The sequence below is a fragment of the Klebsiella sp. 2680 genome (assembly GCF_900198535.1).
Taxonomy (GTDB): domain Bacteria; phylum Pseudomonadota; class Gammaproteobacteria; order Enterobacterales; family Enterobacteriaceae; genus Klebsiella; species Klebsiella indica.
Window position 1 is genome coordinate 163,722 of the sequence record NZ_FZNJ01000007.1, and the last position, 17,870, is coordinate 181,591.

Below are 17,870 nucleotides of genomic sequence, written 5' to 3' on the forward strand. Positions count from 1 at the left end.
AACCATCTTATTTAGAGCCAAATCACCACTTTGATTCAATCTGATTCATCTGAAGCGCCATTTATATCGTTTGTCAGCAGTTGCCGATTTTCTGTTCAATAACCACAGATTATTCACAGGTGAGGTGGGGTATGGAATCTCAGATCTGGGTTGTCAGCACGCTGCTGATAAGCATCGTGTTAATTGTGCTAACTATTATCAAACTGAAGCTTCATCCATTCCTGGCGCTACTGCTGGCGAGCTTTTTCGTCGGCGCCATGATGGGGATGAGCCCACTGGATATGGTCAATGCTATTGAGAGCGGTATTGGCGGCACGTTAGGCTTTCTGGCGGCGGTTATTGGCCTCGGGACCATTCTCGGTAAAATGATGGAGGTTTCCGGGGCAGCGGAACGCATCGGCCTGACGCTCCAGCGCTGCCGTTGGCTTTCCGCTGACGTGATCATGGTGCTGGTGGGGCTGATTTGCGGGATCACGTTATTCGTTGAAGTGGGCGTTGTTCTGCTTATTCCACTGGCGTTTTCCATTGCGAAAAAGACCAACACGTCATTGCTCAAGCTGGCTATTCCGCTGTGTACCGCGCTCATGGCGGTGCATTGCGTGGTGCCGCCACATCCGGCTGCACTGTTTGTGGCGAATAAACTGGGCGCGGATATCGGTTCCGTTATCGTTTATGGTCTGCTGGTTGGGTTGGTGGCTTCGCTGGTTGGCGGGCCGCTATTCCTGCGATTGCTCGGCAACCGTCTGCCGTTTAAAGCGGTTCCCACTGAATTTTCCAATCTCGAAGTACGTAAAGAAGAGACGCTACCCTCACTTAGCGCAACGCTGTTTACGGTTCTGCTGCCGATTGGCCTGATGTTGGTCAAAACCATAGCCGAACTGAATATGACCAAAGGCGGCACGCTGTATATGCTGCTGGAATTTATCGGCAACCCCATCACCGCGATGTTTATCGCCGTCTTTGTCGCCTATTATGTGCTGGGGCTCCGCCAGGAAATAGGCATGGGTGCCCTGCTGACGCATACGGAAAACGGCTTCGGTTCGATTGCCAATATTCTGCTGATTATCGGCGCGGGTGGGGCCTTTAACGCAATCCTTAAGACCAGCAGCCTGGCCGATACTCTGGCGGTAATTCTGTCGAATCTGGACATGCATCCAATTCTGCTGGCCTGGCTGGTGGCGTTGATTCTGCACGCCGCAGTGGGTTCCGCTACCGTTGCGATGATGGGCGCAACCGCCATCGTGGCGCCAATGCTGCCACTCTATCCCAACGTCAGCCCCGAGATCATCGCTATCGCCATCGGCTCCGGCGCGATTGGCTGCACTATCGTCACGGATTCCCTGTTCTGGCTGGTTAAACAGTACTGCGGCGCAAGCCTCAACGAAACGTTCAAATATTATACCACCGCAACCTTTATCGCTTCGTTACTTGCACTGGCGAGCACATTCCTGCTTTCTTTCATTATCTGAGCGCAAAGAGACGTAATATGAAAAACGCTGATATGACCACCTTAATCGCCCGGTTTCCTCTGCTGGAGGAGCTGATAGCCCTGAAAGAAACGACCTGGTTTAACCCAGGCACCACCTCCCTTGCGGAAGGTTTACCCTATGTTGGTCTGACGGAAAATGACGTTGAAGATGCCCATGCCCGGCTCGATCGCTTTGCGCCATATCTGGCGGAAGCCTTCCCGGAAACCGCCGCAACCGGTGGGATTATCGAATCTGATCTGGTCGCCATCCCGGCAATGAAGGCCAGGCTGGAGAATGCCTTCAGCCAGCCCATTAGCGGCGATCTGCTGCTGAAAAAAGACAGCCATTTGCCCATTTCGGGTTCCATTAAAGCGCGGGGCGGCATTTACGAGGTGCTGGCCCACGCAGAAAAGCTGGCGATCAATGCCGGTTTGCTGGCGCCTTCCGACGACTACCGCAAGCTGTTAACCCCGGAATTCGAGCAATTTTTCAGCCAGTACAGCATCGCCGTCGGTTCCACAGGTAACCTGGGTATGTCGATTGGCATTATGAGCGCGCGTATCGGCTTTAAGGTGACGGTACATATGTCCGCCGATGCCCGCGCCTGGAAGAAAGCCAAACTGCGTAGCCACGGCGTAACGGTCGTGGAATACGAAGAGGATTACGGCGTGGCGGTCGAGCAAGGACGCAAAGCGGCGGAGTCTGACCCAAACTGCTTCTTTATTGACGATGAGAATTCGCGCACGCTGTTCCTCGGCTATTCCGTGGCCGGAGAGCGGCTAAAAGCGCAGTTTTCCCGCGAAGGGCGCGTTGTGGATGCCAAACACCCCTTATTTGTCTACCTGCCCTGCGGCGTTGGCGGCGGCCCTGGCGGCGTGGCGTTTGGTCTGAAGCTGGCATTTGGCGACAACGTTCACTGCTTCTTCGCCGAACCGACCCACTCACCTTGTATGCTGCTGGGCGTCTATACCGGCCTGCATGACCAAATTTCGGTGCAGGATCTTGGAATCGATAACCAGACCGCCGCCGACGGTCTGGCGGTTGGCCGCGCTTCGGGCTTTGTGGGGAGGGCAATGGAGCGTCTGCTGGATGGGTTTTACACCCTTGATGACCAGACCATGTATGACATGCTGGGCTGGCTGGCGCAGGAAGATGGTATTCGCCTGGAACCGTCCGCGCTGGCGGGAATGGCCGGGCCGCAACGGGTGTGCGCCAGCCTGGTATATCAGCAAATGCACAATTTCACCGCAGAACAGATGCAGAACGCGACCCATCTGGTGTGGGCGACCGGCGGCGGCATGGTGCCGGAAGAGGAGATGGCCCGATACCTGGCGAAAGGGAGCTAAACGCCATTGACCTTAACGCAGCATCGCCATCAGTTCCATCGGTGAGCGATGCTGTTTAATCAGATCCCGCATGACGCGCATATAGGGTGCGCTCCAGCTGTAAAACTGCCGGTACCCTTCGCATAACGCGCTGGTGCCATCCTCCAGACGCAGTTGTGGGCAGCCGCCACCGCATAATTTTAACCAGATACAGCCTGCGCAAGTCGGCCCCGGTGGCGTATCGTCATAACGCACCGCTTCGCCGCGCCAGGCATGTAGCGTGGCCTCAAACAGCGAGACCATGACGCGGTTAACATCTTCTTTGACCCAAATAGCAAATACCGCGCAAAGGAAGTCTCCCCAAAGCCTGGCGTCAGCGGACTGCAGATGGGGAACAAACTGGATAGCCGTCGCGCCCTGCACGCTTAACTGGTGATAAACACGCGCCGGGTGTTCACACTCGTGGCGATAAATCATGACTTCCCGAACGGGAGTCTCGTTCATCAGGGTTTTGCCGTCGCCACTGTGCCAAACGTCACTATAATCGGCCTGACATCCTGTCATGTCACATCCTTAATTAACAAAATCATCTGTCGTATGTGCGTTATAGCAAACAACAATGACAACGAAAGTACTGCGAATGCGATCAAAAATTTATCACGAACCGCCTGCGGCCGGGCAAAATCGCTTTGCCCGACATGCATCAAATTACGGCTGCGGGTATAGCGCCAAAGAATCATCGCGACGAACGGCAAAATACACAGTGAGAGCCAGAATGGCAGCCCTGCCTGATGCCAGTGGTGCTTAAGCGCCAGCGCCAGTAGCGCGCCATAGCCTAAAAGGGTGCGAAACCAGGCCAGTGACGTGCGTTCCGGCTGCAGCCCTGGGTCGCTTTCGCGACGTATCCGACGATTATTCGGCATAGAACACCAGGACCGTAACCACCACAATAACGAGCGTCAGCAGGATACTGATAAGTAGCAGAGCGCGGGTATAGGGAAGATCCTGCTTGAGCCGCATCGCCTTTTCATTGCTCAGCCAGCGCAAGTAGCCGTGAATCGCCAGACCACCGGCAAACAAGCACAGCAGAAGAGCAATGATCTCGCGAATCAGCGGTGTAGCGAAATCCGGCGCCAGCTGGTCAAGACCGACGCCTCCGGCCAGAAAACCGAGCGACGTGCGGATCCACGCCAGAAAAGTACGTTCATTGGCCAGTGAAAAGCGATAGTCCGGCGCTTCACCGAGGCGGGAAATTTTCATCATGGCTCCCGATTGCGTAAAATATCGGCGATTCTACCTGAGAGCCAAAGCGGAAGGCATTAATAATCGCCTCTGGGTAAAGAAAGTTCTGCAGCCGATACCGCCATGTTGGCCTTGAAACACGCAGACTGACATCCGGTGGATGCCAGTCTGCATCGTTAGCGCAGTTCCGGCCAGTATGCTTTATTGGCTTCAATCAAATCATCAAGAATCGCTTTGGCGACCGACGCGCTCGGCACAGTTTTGGAGAGCGTAATCGCCTGCCACAGACGCTGATAAGAGCGATGCTCCCAGGCATCGACCACCAGTTTCTCGACGGCCACCTGCTGGCTCATCAGCCCTTTCTGGAACTGCGGAATATCGCCAACCGTCAGAGGCTCCGGTCCGTTATGCCCCACCAGGCAAGGGATCTCCACCATCGCTTCATCATCAAAGTTATGAATCGCCCCGTTGTTTGGCACAATCAGCAGCATCCGTTCCTGCGTATTAAAGGCGATTGCCGTTGCCAGATCGACGATATAAGACGCATGTTCATCAATTTCCAGCTCGCCAGCGGAGGAGTGGCCCGCTTCAATAATCGCGCGGCAGGAGCCAAATACCTGTTTTTCACGGTGATCCATCACCTCATTAGCACGCGTGCGCGCCGGGTTCGAGTGCTGTACCACATAGTCCGGGAACAGATAGTATTTCAGATAGGTGTTCGGCATGGTGTCCGGGTCCAGCGCCTGCACATCCTTCGCTTTGGCGAACGTATCATTCCAGCTCGCTTCAGTATGCGGATCGTTAGATGGCGGAACATAACCGTGTTTCGCGACGTATTCCCGCAGTTTCGGCATCAGATCGTTACCCTGCAAGTCCTCAATCGACGTCCACCAGCCAAAGTGGTTCAGCCCGTAATAACGCACGCGCATTTGCTTACGATCTTGCAGGCCGACAATCTGCGCCATCCGCCCTTCAATGCCGATCGGCATATCACAGATATTGAGGATTTTGGCGTTCGGGCGCAGACGGCGCGTCGCCTCGGCCACTATCGCCGCCGGGTTGGAGTAGTTCAGCATCCACGCGTTCGGGGAGTATTTCTCCATGTAATCCACCAGCTCCAGCACGCCGCCAATAGAACGCATCCCATACGCAATCCCGCCCGGACCACAGGTTTCCTGGCCTAACACGCCGTGGCGCAGCGGGATTTTTTCGTCTTTTTCCCGCATCGGGTATTTGCCCACGCGGATATGCGCCATCACGAAATCAACATCGGTAAACGCTGCTTCGGGATCGGTGGTGTAACTAAACGCAATCTCCGGCGCCTGCTCTTTGAGGATCACTTTGCAAGCCTCGGCGATAATCTCCTGGCGCGCACCGTCATTGTCGTAAAATTTCAGCGCTCGCAGCGGGAAACGGTCCTGGTTCGCCAGTAGCATCAGAACGATGCCCGGGGTAAATGTGCTACCGCCGCCTGCGATAACAACTGAGAATTTTTTCATGATACTGCCTCCGTCATGGTGGTTTGTTCGGTCTGTAGGGAATTTTTCATCAGGGTTTCAAGCTGGTCGCGGACCTGGGGCACATGCAGGCCGACAATCACCTGGATACCATTGCCACGGCGAACCACGCCGTGCGCGCCCAGCGCTTTAAAGACGTCATCACTCTGGGTCTGCGTCATATCGTGGAGCGCGATACGTAAGCGCGTGGCGCAGTTATTAATGCTTTCGATATTGTCCGCGCCGCCCAGTGCCTGGAGGAACCCGGCTGCCTGCCCAAGTTTTGCGTCCGGCGCGGGCGTCGTTGTCTGTCCACGCGCAGCCTTGTAATCCGCTTTGCTGTAGAGCTTGATTTCACTCTCTTCACGGCCTGGCGTTTTCAGGTTCAGGCGCAGAATCAGAGTGCGGAAGATAACGAAGTAGATCGCGGTAAAACACACGCCAATGCCTATCTGGATAAACATCATTGAAGCGTGGTTATGAAACATCGGGATCCAGTTTTGCGGCAGGAACTGGTCAAGCAGACCGCCGCCAAAATTGCCCACCACACCGCAGATATACATCACCGTCGCCATAGTGGCCGCCAGAACCGCATGGACGGCAAACAGCAGCGGCGAGATAAACAGGAAGGTAAACTCCAGGGGTTCGGTGATGCCTACCAGCATGGCAGTCAGGGTGGCGGGAATCAGCAGTCCGGCGACTTTGACGCGGTTTTCCGGCGCAGAGGTAAAATACAGCGCCAGCGCAATCCCCACCGAACCAAAGACTTTCGAGTTACCGTGCAGCGCAAATCCGCCTTCCGGGAACAGGGTTTTCAGCGCCTCGGTGCTCTGGCTGAACGCCTGCAAATGCTGCGCCCAGTAGACCTGAATACCACTTTCCACAACCGCCGGACCGAAGATGAACGGCCCATAGACAAAATGGTGCAATCCGGTCGGGATCAGGATGCGTTCAAGAAAGATGTAGACCCACACGCCCAGCGCCCCGGCCGAGCGTAAAAAGGCCTGCAGTGATTCAATACCTGACTGAACTTTTGGCCAGCCGAGCAGAGTTAACCAGGCGCAGGGGATCATCACCAGGAAAGCGACAATAACCACAAACGACGACCCCTGAAAAATACCCAGAAATACCGGCAGAGGTTTATCGAAATAGCGGTTATGCAGGGCAGTCACCAGCCCCGAGATGACAATCGCGCCGATAATACTGGTATCGAGGGTTTTAATTCCGGCAATCATCGTCAGGCCGCTGCCAGTCGTCGGTTCAACAGAAAAATCGACGCCGAAGAAGTGGCCCCAGGTCATCCCCATGGCATTAATGAAATAGTTCCAGGTGAGGAAACTGACCAGTACCGCCAGACAGGCCCGCCCCTGAGCCTGTCTGGCCAGGCCAATTGGCAGGCCAACGGCGAAAATCAGCGGCATATTACGGAAAACCGTCCAGCCGCCTTCTTCAATAATGTGAACGATTTGAGCAAATAAACTATCCGGTGCAGCGAGCGCTTCACCAACAAACATCGGGTTGCGCAGCATAATGGCGATACCGACCACAATCCCGGCAAAAGGAAAGAGTAAAACCGGGGTAAACATAGCGCCGCCAAAGCGTTGTATTTGACTGAGCATTTTTACATCCTCATATAACAACCAGTAGGGAGAGGCCTTTTTTGTAGTGATTGCTGGCCTGAGACGAGAATAAGAAATTGCTATTCTGAGAACATGACGCGCCGCTTCGATTCGTGATCGCATTCATGGTTTTAATTCCACCAATAATGTCTACTTTTTACATAAAAATTAGACATCAAAAGGCTCATTGCGCAGAATTTAAAGGGAAAAAGAGGTCTGATAGTGATCTACAAATCAATAGCGGAAAGGCTAAGAATCCGGCTCAATTCATCTGATTACAACATTGGCAGCCCATTACCTGGTGAACAGAAACTGGCAGAAGAGTTTGGCGTCGCGCGCATGACGATCCGTAAAGCGACTGATTTACTGGTCGACTGGGGGCTGGTGGTACGTCGGCACGGCTCCGGGACCTATGTCGCCCGTAAAGACGTACATCATGAAACCACCAATCTGACCGGGCTGGCCGAAGTGCTGCGCCAGCAGGGTAAAGAGGTTATAAGTCAGGTATTAGTCTTCGAAGTCATGCCCGCCCCCCCGGCTATCGCCAGTCAGTTGCGGATACAAATTAATGAACGGATCTACTTCTCGCGCCGGGTGCGTTATGTTGAGGGCAAACCGCTAATGTTGGAAGACAGTTATATGCCGGTGAAGCTGTTCCGTAATCTGTCGCTGGTACATCTGGAGGGGTCAAAGTTTGACTACATTGAGAAGGAATGCGGGATAACGATCAGCGGTAACTACGAAACACTAACCCCGGTGCTGGCCGACAAGCAGCTGGCGCAGTCCATGAATGTACCGGAGCAGACGCCTCTGCTGCGCATTACCTCCCTTTCCTACAGCGACAGCGGCGAGTTTCTTAACTATTCAGTCATGTTCCGTAACGCCAGTGAGTATCAGGTGGACTACCATCTGCGCCGCGTCCATGCGGAAAATCCGTTAACCCATCCCCCAGAACAGCACCGCGAGTAGCTGCGGGGTAATAATGCGTAAGAACATCACCAGCGGATAGACGGTGGCGTAAGAGAGCGCCGCCGCGCCGCTGGTCGCATGCAGGTTATTAGCAAACGCCAGTGCAGGCGGATCGGTCATTGAGCCGGCCAGCATGCCGCACAGCGTCAGGTAATTCATCTTCGCCAACATACGCGCCAGAATGCCGACGGTCAGCAGCGGTATTGCCGTGATAAAGATACCGTAGACAATCCAGCGCATACCGTCGCCTTCAATTAGCGTCGCCACAAAGTCGCCGCCGGATTTCAGCCCAACTACCGCCAGGAATAGCACAATGCCAAGCTCGCGTAGCGCAAGGTTAGCACTGGGCGGCATAAACCAGTACAGCTTACCGATACTGCCAATCCGCCCGAGGATCAGCGCCATAATCAGCGGCCCGCCCGCCAGCCCCAGTTTCAGCGCCACCGGAAACCCCGGAATAAACAGGGGGATCGATCCCAACAGCACGCCTGAACCGATACCAATAAACACAGGTAGCATCTGCACCTGCTGCAGTTTTTGCTGGACGTTGCCAAGCTCGGCGGCAACGGCGTCAATCGCCTCCGGGCGACCGACCAGGTTAAGAATATCGCCAAACTGCAGACTGGAATGGCTGCTGGCGACCAACTCAACCCCGGCACGATTAAGGCGCGAGATCACCACGTCATAGCGCTGTTTAAAGTGCAAATCGCGAATTTTTTTGCCTAACACTTTCTCGTTGGTGACCACGACACGCTCAACTTTCAGATCGGTACCGCGGGTCGAGAGCGAAGTGGAGACTTCTTTACCAATGACCAGTTGGGCGTTATGCAAATCCTCTGGTCTCCCAACCATATGGAGCAGGTCGCCTAGCTGAATCAGGGTAGTCGGCGACGGCACCATTAACATGTCCTCACGCTTGAGACGCGAACAAATCAGCTTGTCGCTGTTAAGCAACGGTACATCCTGAATCGCCATATTGTTCAGATTGGGATTTTCCACCCGCACGTTGATAGTCTGGAGATGCACATGACCATTGCCGCTGTTCTTATCAAATTGCTGAGCTTCATTTTCAACGTTGACCCGAAAAAACAGCCGTACCAGCCACATCGTCAGCAAAATACCGCAGATACCGAACGGATAGGCCATCGCATAGCTCATCCCCATCTGGTCGACGGTATCAAGCGGCACGCCAAGGTCGCGCAGGATCTGCTGCCCGGCGCCCAGCGCCGGCGTATTGGTTACCGCGCCGGAGAAAATACCGAGCACCACAGGAAGAGGAATATCAAACAATTTATGCAGGACCGCCGTCACCAGACCGCCGAGAATAACAATTAAAATCGCGAAAAGATTAAGCCGTAAACCGGAAACCCGCAGCGAAGCGAAAAAGCCCGGACCAACCTGAATACCGATGGTATATACGAAGAGAATCAGGCCAAATTCCTGAATAAAATGCAGCATCGGGCCGCTGAGCGCAACGCCTGCCTGGTCCACAAAGTGACCGACGATAATTCCGCCAAACAGCACGCCACCGATACCAAAGCCGACACCGCGCACTTTCACATTGCCGATCCACAATCCGACTACCGCCACCAGCGCCAATACGCTCACAGTCAATGCTATGTCACTCATCGTCTATTCCCTGTGAATAACATTACGAACAAAGAGGAGTATGACTGCTAGCTGACAGGCTGTATGCCGCCTGGCGCACAATAATCACGGCATTAAATTAAATAACAAATCTGTATAAGATGCTGCGTTCGCATTTATTCCGGGTATCGGGCGACGTTTGATATAACCTGTAATATCTAACATATCAATAGGTTAAATATCAACCAAAGCGCCGTTGGGCAATTCCTGAAGAACGCACTATGTCAGCAATCTGAACAATGCTTTCTCAATCACATAAAAAAAGCCCCGAAAAATCGGGGCTAATAACTGTTCGCTTAATTAGCGAGTTAACGCGGGACGTGCGCTGATTGCAATGCGCTGAGGTGCTATCTGTTCTGGCTCATTGCGGGTCAAATCAATATGCAAAAGGCCATTGGTAAAGGTTGCCCCGGTCACCTCCATATTTTCGGCAAGTGTAAAGCTCAGGCTAAATGCCTGGTTAACCAGTCCCTGATGCAGCCATTTTGTCTCTTTTTCCGGTTGCTGAGGCGTACCTTTTACCGTCAAACGTGTGCCTTCCAGCTGAATTTCTAGATCTTCCTGACGAAAACCAGCCAGCGCAAGCGTAATGCGATAGTGGTTATCATCGCTTTTTTCGATGTTATAAGGTGGGAAGCTCTGGCTTTCATCGGCGGTTTGCAAGGCATTGGCCAGTTTGTCAAAACCGATCCATTGACGCAGCAATGGGGATAAATCGTAGTTACGCATAGTATTTCTCCTTCTAAGAAGCGAGTAGATATCTGCAAATTCCGTGGATTTGCATTGCCCCCTGACGGCAGGCAATTTTTAGGGTAAATACCCTAATTAGTTGATTTCGATACGACGCGGTTTATTCGCTTCAGGAATAACGCGCTCCAGATCGATATACAGCAGACCGTTTACCAGGTTGGCGCCGCGAATATGTATATTTTCCGCAAGCTGGAATTTACGCTCGAAATTGCGCTCGGCAATTCCCTGATACAAATATGTGCGCTCTTTCTGCTCTGCAGCATGGGCACCTTTCACAATGAGCAGATTATCCTGGGCGGTAATTTCCAGTTCACTCTCGGCAAACCCGGCAACGGCAATCGCGATGCGGTAGTTGTTCTCGTCTACTAACTCAACGTTATACGGAGGATAGCCGCCATTACTCTGACTTTGATTATTTTCCAACAGATTAAAAAGACGGTCGAAACCGATAGCAGAACGATATAATGGGGAGAGATCGAAATTACGCATAATACTTAGCTCCTGAAATCAGCGAGATTTATCTGGCCCTCCATACTGGACAGGCCGTTATTCACCGGAATACCCATTCGGCATATTCTCAACGGTTTACACTCTTAAAATGGGTATATCCCTGTTTTTTTCAAGGCGAAGACAGCGATTTTTTTTGCAGTTTGCAATCTATTGCTTAGACTGAAGTGACAGCACCAAAGGCAAAGTGCGATGCTTGCCACAGTGCGGCGCAATAACACTATGCATCCATGGAATGGCCCGATATAACCGATAGAAAGTTATATCAACGCCCGTAACGATGACGGAAGAATGATGAAAAGCAGTCTGGTAAAGCTAATCCTGTTTAGCGGGATAATAAGTTTGGGTGGTTGCTCCAGCGTCATGTCACATACCGGCGGCAAAGAAGGAACCTACCCAGGGACCCGTTCCAGTGCGCAAATGCTGGGCGATGACAATACCAGTTTGGGCGTCAAGTCTCTGGTTGCACTGGATATGCCGTTCACCGCCGTAATGGATACGCTCTTGCTGCCGTGGGATATGTTCCGTACCGATAGCTCAGTCAAATCCCGTGTGGAAAAGAGCGAGAAAGAGACGCTGGCGACCAATTCATTGATCCCACCCGCGCCAATGCCTAATCCTTAATGCCGTGCCCCGTTGCGGTTACCCATAGCTGCCGGTAACCGTCCACCTCCTCCATCCAGGCCACCTGTTTACCGTCTGGCGAAAAGACGACCGCATCCGCCGATGGAGGATTATTGTGTCCGACAGTTAAAAAGGTGATTTCTCCACTCTGCCCGTCGCACAGCGCGATGCGGTTTTCCAACACAAAACCGAGCAATTTTCCCGACGGGTGCCAGTTAAACGCCGACTGGATGTCTGAGTGATTGTAAGTTAGCTGCCGCATTTCTCCCCCCGGCACCGAAACCAGCCATAGCTGAACCACGCCGCTATCATCACGCATCAGAAAGGCAATTTCTGATGCCTGTGGATTAGCACGTACCCAGTGGCGTGGCATATTCACCAGTCCAGGATAACGGCGTTGATGAGTAAAGGTTAAGCGACGCTGAATCACGCCAGCCGGAGGGGCGGGCATTGTGGCATCAGTGCCTGCCAGCGGCGCATCTCCCTGCCGCTTCCAGCCCTGTTCACTTTTCGGAAGTTCGACAAGAAAAAGCTCCGGTACTTTATCGCCTTTTATCGATAGCGTATCGCCAATAAACGCCAGCGCATGATCGCCCACCCAGCCCTCTTCGTAGGCGCGGTTAATGTCATCACTGCCCGGCCGTGGCGCCGGCGTGGTCTGGCTCACTAACACGCACCAGTGGCTGCCGCTGTACTCCCGAGGATGCTGAACCGCCACCGTAACCGGGCCATACGGCACCGCAACGCCGACGTTACGCAAGTCCAGCGCCGGATCGCGCTCATGCAGTACATGGTCGTTATAGGTGAAGCTGACACGCCCGCCGTTCGGACTGAACACATGCACATGGCTGCCGCCGCGCAGCGCGCCGGGCGTATACGGTACGGTGATATCCATTGCATCCAGATTCGTCACGCGATTTTGCGCCGCTATCACGCCGCGACGATGGTGGAAATCATAATGCCACGTCTCGTCCGGGTTCTCCGGGCCATGAATAAACACATAGCGATCGTCTTGTGGATGAACGGTCACCACGCCAACGTGCGCGCCCTGCGTAGCGCGATAAATGACCTCAACCTCGCCAGTCCGTACGTTGACGCGCTCAATCGTCTCACCGGTAAACGAGGCGCCTGACGGACGCACATCAAAAACCAGCCACTGGCTGTCCGCCGTCCAGGTGTTTGTATTCGTAAGCTGATGATGACGCGAAGCGAAAGTGATTTGTTTCATGGAGATACCCTGATGCGCGGTTTTCGCATCAGGGTATAGCATTGGAAGAAATTAGCCTACCCGTTTAACGTCGCCGACCAGCAGGATATAAGAGAGCGCGCCAATCAGGGCAACAGCGGAGATATAGACCAGCGCCGGGCCAAAGCCATAATCCTGCGCAAGGTAGCCAATCACCAGCGGCACGGTGATGCCGCCCAGTCCGCCAACAAAGTTAAACACGCCGCCGGTCAGGCCAATCAGACGCATCGGTGCGAGTGAAGAGACCAATGACCAGGTGATAGATGCAAAACCATTGCCGAAGAACGCCAGCGCCATCAGAGTCATAATCCATACGGGATCGTTAGTGTAGTTCGCCCCCATGATGCAGGTAGAAATCAGCAGCCCGCAGATAATAGGCGTTTTACGCGCAACACCCAACGAGAACCCTTTTTTCACCAGCTTATCCGCCAGCCAGCCGGAGAGCAGCACCCCAAAGAAAGCGGCAAGGAACGGTACGGTCGTCATAAAACCCGCCTTCAGGGCGGTGATCCCTTTCTCCTGGGTTAAATAGTTCGGGAACCAGGTCAGGAAGAACCACAGCGTAGAAGTAACCGCAAATTGCCCCAGGTAGACCCCGACAAGTTTGCGGTGAAACACCAGTTTCCAGTCAGCTTTGGCCAGTGGCTGACGCGCCTCTTTTTTGACTGGCGCATCGCCGTCCACCAGACCGCCGCCATCGCGAATATAGTCCAGCTCAGCCTGGCTGATGCTTTTGGTCAGGCGCGGCGGCTGATAAACCTTGAACCAGATTAGCGACCAGATAATCCCGATTCCCCCGGTAACGATGAACACCCAGTGCCAGCTCAGCATCTCCTGAATCCAAATCAGCAGCGGCGTCAGAAACGCCAGGCCGACAAACTGCCCGGAGGTGTAGAAACCGACGGCGGAGGCGCGCTCATGCTCCGGGAACCAGCTGGTAACCATCCGGTTATTGGTCGGAAATGCGGGCGCCTCAAAAATCCCGGTGATGGCGCGAAGGCCAATCAGCGACATTAATCCGGTGGCGAACCCCTGAAATAACGTTGCGACAGACCAGCCCAAAATAGCGATAAAGTAGGTCAGTCGCGATCCCACACGGTCAAGGAACCAGCCGCCAGGAATCTGGCATAGCGTATAAAGCCACGCAAAAGCCGAAAAGACGTAGCCCATTTCCGCTTTGGTGATACCGAATTCTTCCTGAATATGCGCCGACGCCACGGCGAGGTTCGCGCGGTCAACATAACAAATAACCACGGTAATAAAGATCATAATCAGCGTCAGATAACGACGACGCCCGGGTTTTGCAGCTGTAACTGAAATATCCATCGCAATCTGTCTCCAGATTTTGGGCATAGCGAGACCGCTCACCATGCCCTGTAATTTACAGAGGGTTATATTTTTGTATGTAAGGTTTTTGCCCGGTGGCTTACCGGGTCTACGGGATGGCGATTACCATTCCGCTACGCTGCCATCTTCATGTCGCCACAACGGGTTGCGCCAGTCCGGCGCGTTTTTACTCAATTCAATGACTTTAGCTTCGTCAATGTCCACGCCAAGGCCCGGTTTAGTTAACGGTTTAAAGAAGCCACCTTCCATACTGAAATCGTCCTTGTTTTTCACGAAGTCGAGCAGCTCCGCGCCTTTGTTGTAGTGAATGCCCATGCTCTGCTCCTGGAATACCGCATTGCGCGATACGAAGTCGATGTGCAGACAGGCTGCCAGCGCAATCGGCCCCAGCGGACAGTGCGGCGCCAGCGCCACGTCGTAGGCTTCCGCCATCCCGGCGATTTTGTAGCATTCGGTGATACCGCCAGCGTGCGACAGATCCGGTTGCAGAATCGCCAGCCCGCCCGCTTCCAGCACGCGTTTAAACTCAAAGCGTGAGAACATGCGCTCGCCTGCGGCAATCGGAATATGCGTCTGCGCCGCCAGCTTCGGATAATATTCCGCCTGCTCCGCCAGCACCGGCTCCTCAATAAACAGCGGACGATATTGTTCCAGCTCTTTAATTAATACCTTCGCCATCGGGGCGCTGACACGACCGTGGAAGTCGAGACCAAATTCAATTTCGTTACCAAAAGCCTCACGGATTTGCGCTACGGTATTGACTGCCGCATCCACCGCGCGTGAATTATCAATCACGCCCATCTCTTCACAACCGTTCAGTTTGAAGGTGTCGAAGCCAATAGCGCGCAGTTTCCTGATGCCGTCGATCACTTCCGCCGGACGGTCGCCGCCCACCCAGCTGTAGGCTTTAATTTTGTCGCGAACCAGACCGCCCATCAGTTGCCATACCGGCGCGTTCAGCACTTTGCCTTTGATATCCCACAGCGCCTGGTCGATACCGGCGATGGCGCTCATCATTATTGGGCCGCCGCGATAAAAACCGGCGCGGTACATCACCTGCCACAGATCGTTGATACGCGCCGGGTCCTGACCGATCAGATAGTCGCCAAACTCATGAACCGCCGCTTCGACGGTACGCGCACGCCCTTCTATAACCGGTTCGCCCCAGCCAACCACGCCTTCATCCGTTTCGATTTTCAGGAACATCCAGCGCGGGGGTAAACGGTACGTGGTGATTTTGGTTATCTTCATTTCACTGCCTCTCGATACGCTTTAACAAATGCCGTCGCCTGCTGCGCGGTACGCTCAACGGACTGCCCGGCGCGATAGAGATCGCTGCCCAGCCCGGCGCCTGCGCAACCCGCGTTAATCCATTGCGCCAGGTTTTCCGGCGTCACGCCCCCCACGGCAAACACCGGGACATCAGCCGGAAGCACCGCTTTCAGCGCTTTGATGTAGTCCGGGCCAAATGCCGATGAGGGGAATATTTTCAGCGCCTGCGCACCCGCATCCAGCGCGGTAAAGGCCTCGCTGGCGGTCGCGCATCCAGGGCATACGGTCATGCCATAACTCACCGCGCGACGAATCACCTCAGGCTGAATATTTGGCGTGACGATCAGCTTGCAGCCCATTTGCGCTAACAGGTCTACCTGATCGGGCTGAAGTACGGTGCCCGCGCCGATCAACGCCTTATCGCCATACGCATCCACTATCGCCGGGATACTTTTTTCCCACTGCGGGGAGTTAAGCGGGATTTCCACCGCATCAAAGCCAGCCTCGATGACCGCGCCAACATGCGCCAGCGCTTCATCGGGCGTCACGCCACGTAATATCGCAATAAGCGGAAGATCAGTTTGCCACTGCATGAGCGATGCTCCTTATTCCTGCCTGAAATGCCTTCTCACCGGAAACGACGGTTGCATGACGGCCAATGGCGCTGAACGCCTGCCGGTAGCGTTCCGCCAGCGCGTCTCCGGCAACAATGGTGATCTGCCGGGCGTCAAAGCTTTCGCTAAGGGTGGCGACTTCAGCGCCAATCAACAGACCGGATAAAAATTCGCTCACCTGTGCGCGCGGGAGTGCTCCCAGGACGTGCGAGGCGCGAACCTCAAAAAGTTGCGGCAGGATGGCGGGGGTAGCGAGACCACGCTCCAGCCCGGCAGTAAAGGCGACAGGCGAGGTTTCCTGTTCAGGCAACCCTGCGCCAACCAGTGAATAACGCAGCAACAGATGGTGTAATTCACCCGTCATCACGGTGCGAAAATCGTGAATTTGCGCGTTATCAGCCCGTACCCATTTACAGTGCGTACCGGGCATCACATAGACAGAAGAAGGAGAAAGCGTGCGGGCGCCAAGCAACTGTGTCTCTTCGCCGCGCATCACATTGCGGTTATCGTCGCGTGAGACACAGAGTCCGGGAATAATCCAGATCTTGTCACCAACGGAGGTTAACTGCTCGCCTATGGCAGAGAAATGGGCAGGAACCGGCAGATAGGGGGCGATTTTCCAGCCCACATTACTGCCGACCATTCCCGCCATAACCACGGGAGTGGCGCTGTCGCGCCAGTTTTGCGTCACTTCTGCTAACACCGCTTCAGGAGATTTACCCTTCAGACGCGTTACGCCTGCTTCTGATTGCCTGCTCTCCAGGCATTTGTCGCCCTGGTAAAGCCAGGCGCGCAAATTGGTCGATCCCCAGTCAATTGCGATGTAGCGAGCTGTCATGTGATTTCCTTGAGCCTTCGTGTCGAGCTGGCGATCATCGTTAAGGCCGCCTGCTCTGCCGCATCGCCATCCTGATGCCGTATCGCATCGAATAGCGCCTTATGTTCCTGGAGCGTTTTTGGCATGTTGGCCTCATCACCCATCCAGGTTCGTTCAAACACCGCTCGCTGTAGCGAACTGATCGCCACGCTAAGCTGTTGTAAAACTGGGTTATGTACCGACTGTAATACCGCCTCGTGATAGCGAATATCCGCTTCGTTGAAGGCATCCCGGTTCTGGTTGTTGGCGATCATGTCATTGAGCGCCGACTCAATTTCGGCCAGATCGCTCGACGTCGCGCGTTCCGCCGCCCAGCGCGCAATAGCCGGTTCCACCAGGTTACGGACTTCACTCATCGCGCTGATCAGCCGCGGGTCATAATCGTTTTCCAGTACCCATTGCAGCACGTCGGTATCGAGGTAGTTCCACTGGTTTCGTGGTGCGACAAACGCTCCGCGATAACGCTTCATTTCAATGAGTCGCTTCGCCATCAGCGAACGGAACACTTCGCGAATGATGTTGCGCGAGGTTTCAAACTCCTCACACAGATCCGCTTCCGCAGGCAGTGCCGAACCCGGTACGTACTTGCCGCTGACAATCTGTTTTCCCAGCGTGATGACGATGCGATCGGTTTTATTGAGGGTCATGGAGAGTCCTTGTGCTCTGTATGTACCGCTCTACTTTACCGTTACCGCTGAAATTCGCCTCAACTTTGTAGTACTAACGTGATGTCATTCATCGTTGCTGTGTTGATAATGTAGTACAACATAAATGTGTTGTACTACAATTTAGATCACAAAAACGACAATCGGTAATGGAAATGTTATGAAGGGAAAATGATGGCGTAAAAAAACCCGCAGCAGAGG

Annotated in this window: 18 protein-coding genes and 1 other annotated feature; of the genes, 4 read left to right on the plus strand and 14 right to left on the minus strand. The window is 54.0% G+C overall.

What is annotated here, in order from left to right; all coding sequences use genetic code 11:
- Window positions 1-131 precede the first annotated feature (131 nt).
- A complete protein-coding gene (gene dsdX, locus FN037_RS22805; protein ID WP_142503220.1) occupies window positions 132-1,469 on the plus strand; it encodes a D-serine transporter DsdX in 1,338 nt (445 codons plus the stop codon).
- Between the two features lie 17 nt (window positions 1,470-1,486).
- A complete protein-coding gene (gene dsdA, locus FN037_RS22810; RefSeq protein ID WP_142503221.1) occupies window positions 1,487-2,815 on the plus strand; it encodes a D-serine ammonia-lyase in 1,329 nt (442 codons plus the stop codon).
- Between the two features lie 12 nt (window positions 2,816-2,827).
- On the opposite strand, the gene FN037_RS22815 is transcribed toward dsdA, so the two are convergent.
- From FN037_RS22815 to FN037_RS22835, 5 genes are all read right to left on the minus strand, one after another.
- A complete protein-coding gene (locus tag FN037_RS22815; protein ID WP_142503222.1) occupies window positions 2,828-3,358 on the minus strand; it encodes a radical SAM protein in 531 nt (176 codons plus the stop codon).
- Window positions 3,355-3,717 (minus strand): DUF202 domain-containing protein, encoded by a 363-nt coding sequence (locus FN037_RS22820; RefSeq protein ID WP_142503223.1) that lies wholly within the window; start codon window positions 3,715-3,717, stop codon window positions 3,355-3,357. The genes FN037_RS22815 and FN037_RS22820 overlap by 4 nt, the downstream gene beginning before the upstream one ends.
- A complete protein-coding gene (locus tag FN037_RS22825) occupies window positions 3,707-4,054 on the minus strand; it encodes a YidH family protein (RefSeq protein ID WP_142503251.1) in 348 nt (115 codons plus the stop codon). The genes FN037_RS22820 and FN037_RS22825 overlap by 11 nt, the downstream gene beginning before the upstream one ends.
- A gap of 158 nt (window positions 4,055-4,212) precedes the next feature.
- Window positions 4,213-5,535, minus strand: coding sequence for a 6-phospho-alpha-glucosidase (locus FN037_RS22830; RefSeq protein WP_142503224.1), 1,323 nt, complete (start codon window positions 5,533-5,535; stop codon window positions 4,213-4,215).
- Window positions 5,532-7,151, minus strand: coding sequence for an alpha-glucoside-specific PTS transporter subunit IIBC (locus FN037_RS22835; RefSeq protein ID WP_142503225.1), 1,620 nt, complete (start codon window positions 7,149-7,151; stop codon window positions 5,532-5,534). Before FN037_RS22835 ends, FN037_RS22830 begins: the two co-directional genes overlap by 4 nt.
- A 222-nt stretch (window positions 7,152-7,373) precedes the next feature.
- On the opposite strand from FN037_RS22835, the gene FN037_RS22840 reads away from it, so the two are divergent.
- Window positions 7,374-8,120, plus strand: a complete 747-nt coding sequence (locus tag FN037_RS22840) for a GntR family transcriptional regulator (RefSeq protein ID WP_138360916.1) — start codon at window positions 7,374-7,376, stop codon at window positions 8,118-8,120.
- Here the strand turns inward: FN037_RS22840 and FN037_RS22845 are convergent.
- The 3 genes from FN037_RS22845 to ibpA all read right to left on the minus strand — a co-directional run bounded on the left by FN037_RS22845 (window position 8,088) and on the right by ibpA (window position 11,006).
- On the minus strand, window positions 8,088-9,749 hold the full coding sequence (locus FN037_RS22845) for a putative transporter (RefSeq protein ID WP_138360915.1): 1,662 nt from the start codon (window positions 9,747-9,749) through the stop codon (window positions 8,088-8,090). The genes FN037_RS22840 and FN037_RS22845 overlap by 33 nt on opposite strands.
- A 318-nt stretch (window positions 9,750-10,067) precedes the next feature.
- Window positions 10,068-10,496: a small heat shock chaperone IbpB gene (gene ibpB, locus FN037_RS22850; protein ID WP_138360914.1), complete on the minus strand. Its 429-nt coding sequence runs from the start codon at window positions 10,494-10,496 to the stop codon at window positions 10,068-10,070.
- 96 nt (window positions 10,497-10,592) lie between these two features.
- Window positions 10,593-11,006, minus strand: coding sequence for a small heat shock chaperone IbpA (gene ibpA / locus FN037_RS22855; RefSeq protein WP_004126917.1), 414 nt, complete (start codon window positions 11,004-11,006; stop codon window positions 10,593-10,595).
- Window positions 11,000-11,075, minus strand: a sequence feature (ROSE (Repression Of Heat Shock gene Expression) occurs in the 5'-region of heat shock genes and acts as an RNA thermometer to modulate expression.). (Overlaps the previous gene by 7 nt.)
- Before the next feature lie 243 nt (window positions 11,076-11,318).
- On the opposite strand from ibpA, the gene FN037_RS22860 reads away from it, so the two are divergent.
- A complete protein-coding gene (locus FN037_RS22860; RefSeq protein ID WP_171034869.1) occupies window positions 11,319-11,648 on the plus strand; it encodes a YceK/YidQ family lipoprotein in 330 nt (109 codons plus the stop codon).
- Here FN037_RS22860 and FN037_RS22865 read toward each other — a convergent pair.
- The 6 genes from FN037_RS22865 to dgoR all read right to left on the minus strand — a co-directional run bounded on the left by FN037_RS22865 (window position 11,638) and on the right by dgoR (window position 17,651).
- Window positions 11,638-12,876 (minus strand): DUF3748 domain-containing protein, encoded by a 1,239-nt coding sequence (locus tag FN037_RS22865; protein WP_142503226.1) that lies wholly within the window; start codon window positions 12,874-12,876, stop codon window positions 11,638-11,640. The two genes, FN037_RS22860 and FN037_RS22865, sit on opposite strands and share 11 nt — an antisense overlap.
- Before the next feature lie 51 nt (window positions 12,877-12,927).
- The gene (locus FN037_RS22870; RefSeq protein ID WP_142503227.1) at window positions 12,928-14,265 is read right to left on the minus strand and encodes an MFS transporter; all 1,338 of its coding nucleotides are present in this window, start codon (window positions 14,263-14,265) and stop codon (window positions 12,928-12,930) included.
- 78 nt (window positions 14,266-14,343) lie between these two features.
- The gene (gene dgoD / locus FN037_RS22875; protein ID WP_049008765.1) at window positions 14,344-15,492 is read right to left on the minus strand and encodes a galactonate dehydratase; all 1,149 of its coding nucleotides are present in this window, start codon (window positions 15,490-15,492) and stop codon (window positions 14,344-14,346) included.
- On the minus strand, window positions 15,489-16,106 hold the full coding sequence (locus FN037_RS22880; RefSeq protein WP_104867979.1) for a 2-dehydro-3-deoxy-6-phosphogalactonate aldolase: 618 nt from the start codon (window positions 16,104-16,106) through the stop codon (window positions 15,489-15,491). Before FN037_RS22880 ends, dgoD begins: the two co-directional genes overlap by 4 nt.
- Window positions 16,090-16,965, minus strand: a complete 876-nt coding sequence (locus tag FN037_RS22885; protein ID WP_142503228.1) for a 2-dehydro-3-deoxygalactonokinase — start codon at window positions 16,963-16,965, stop codon at window positions 16,090-16,092. The genes FN037_RS22880 and FN037_RS22885 overlap by 17 nt, the downstream gene beginning before the upstream one ends.
- The gene (gene dgoR / locus FN037_RS22890; RefSeq protein WP_049008770.1) at window positions 16,962-17,651 is read right to left on the minus strand and encodes a D-galactonate utilization transcriptional regulator DgoR; all 690 of its coding nucleotides are present in this window, start codon (window positions 17,649-17,651) and stop codon (window positions 16,962-16,964) included. Before dgoR ends, FN037_RS22885 begins: the two co-directional genes overlap by 4 nt.
- Between the last annotated feature and the right edge of the window lie 219 nt (window positions 17,652-17,870).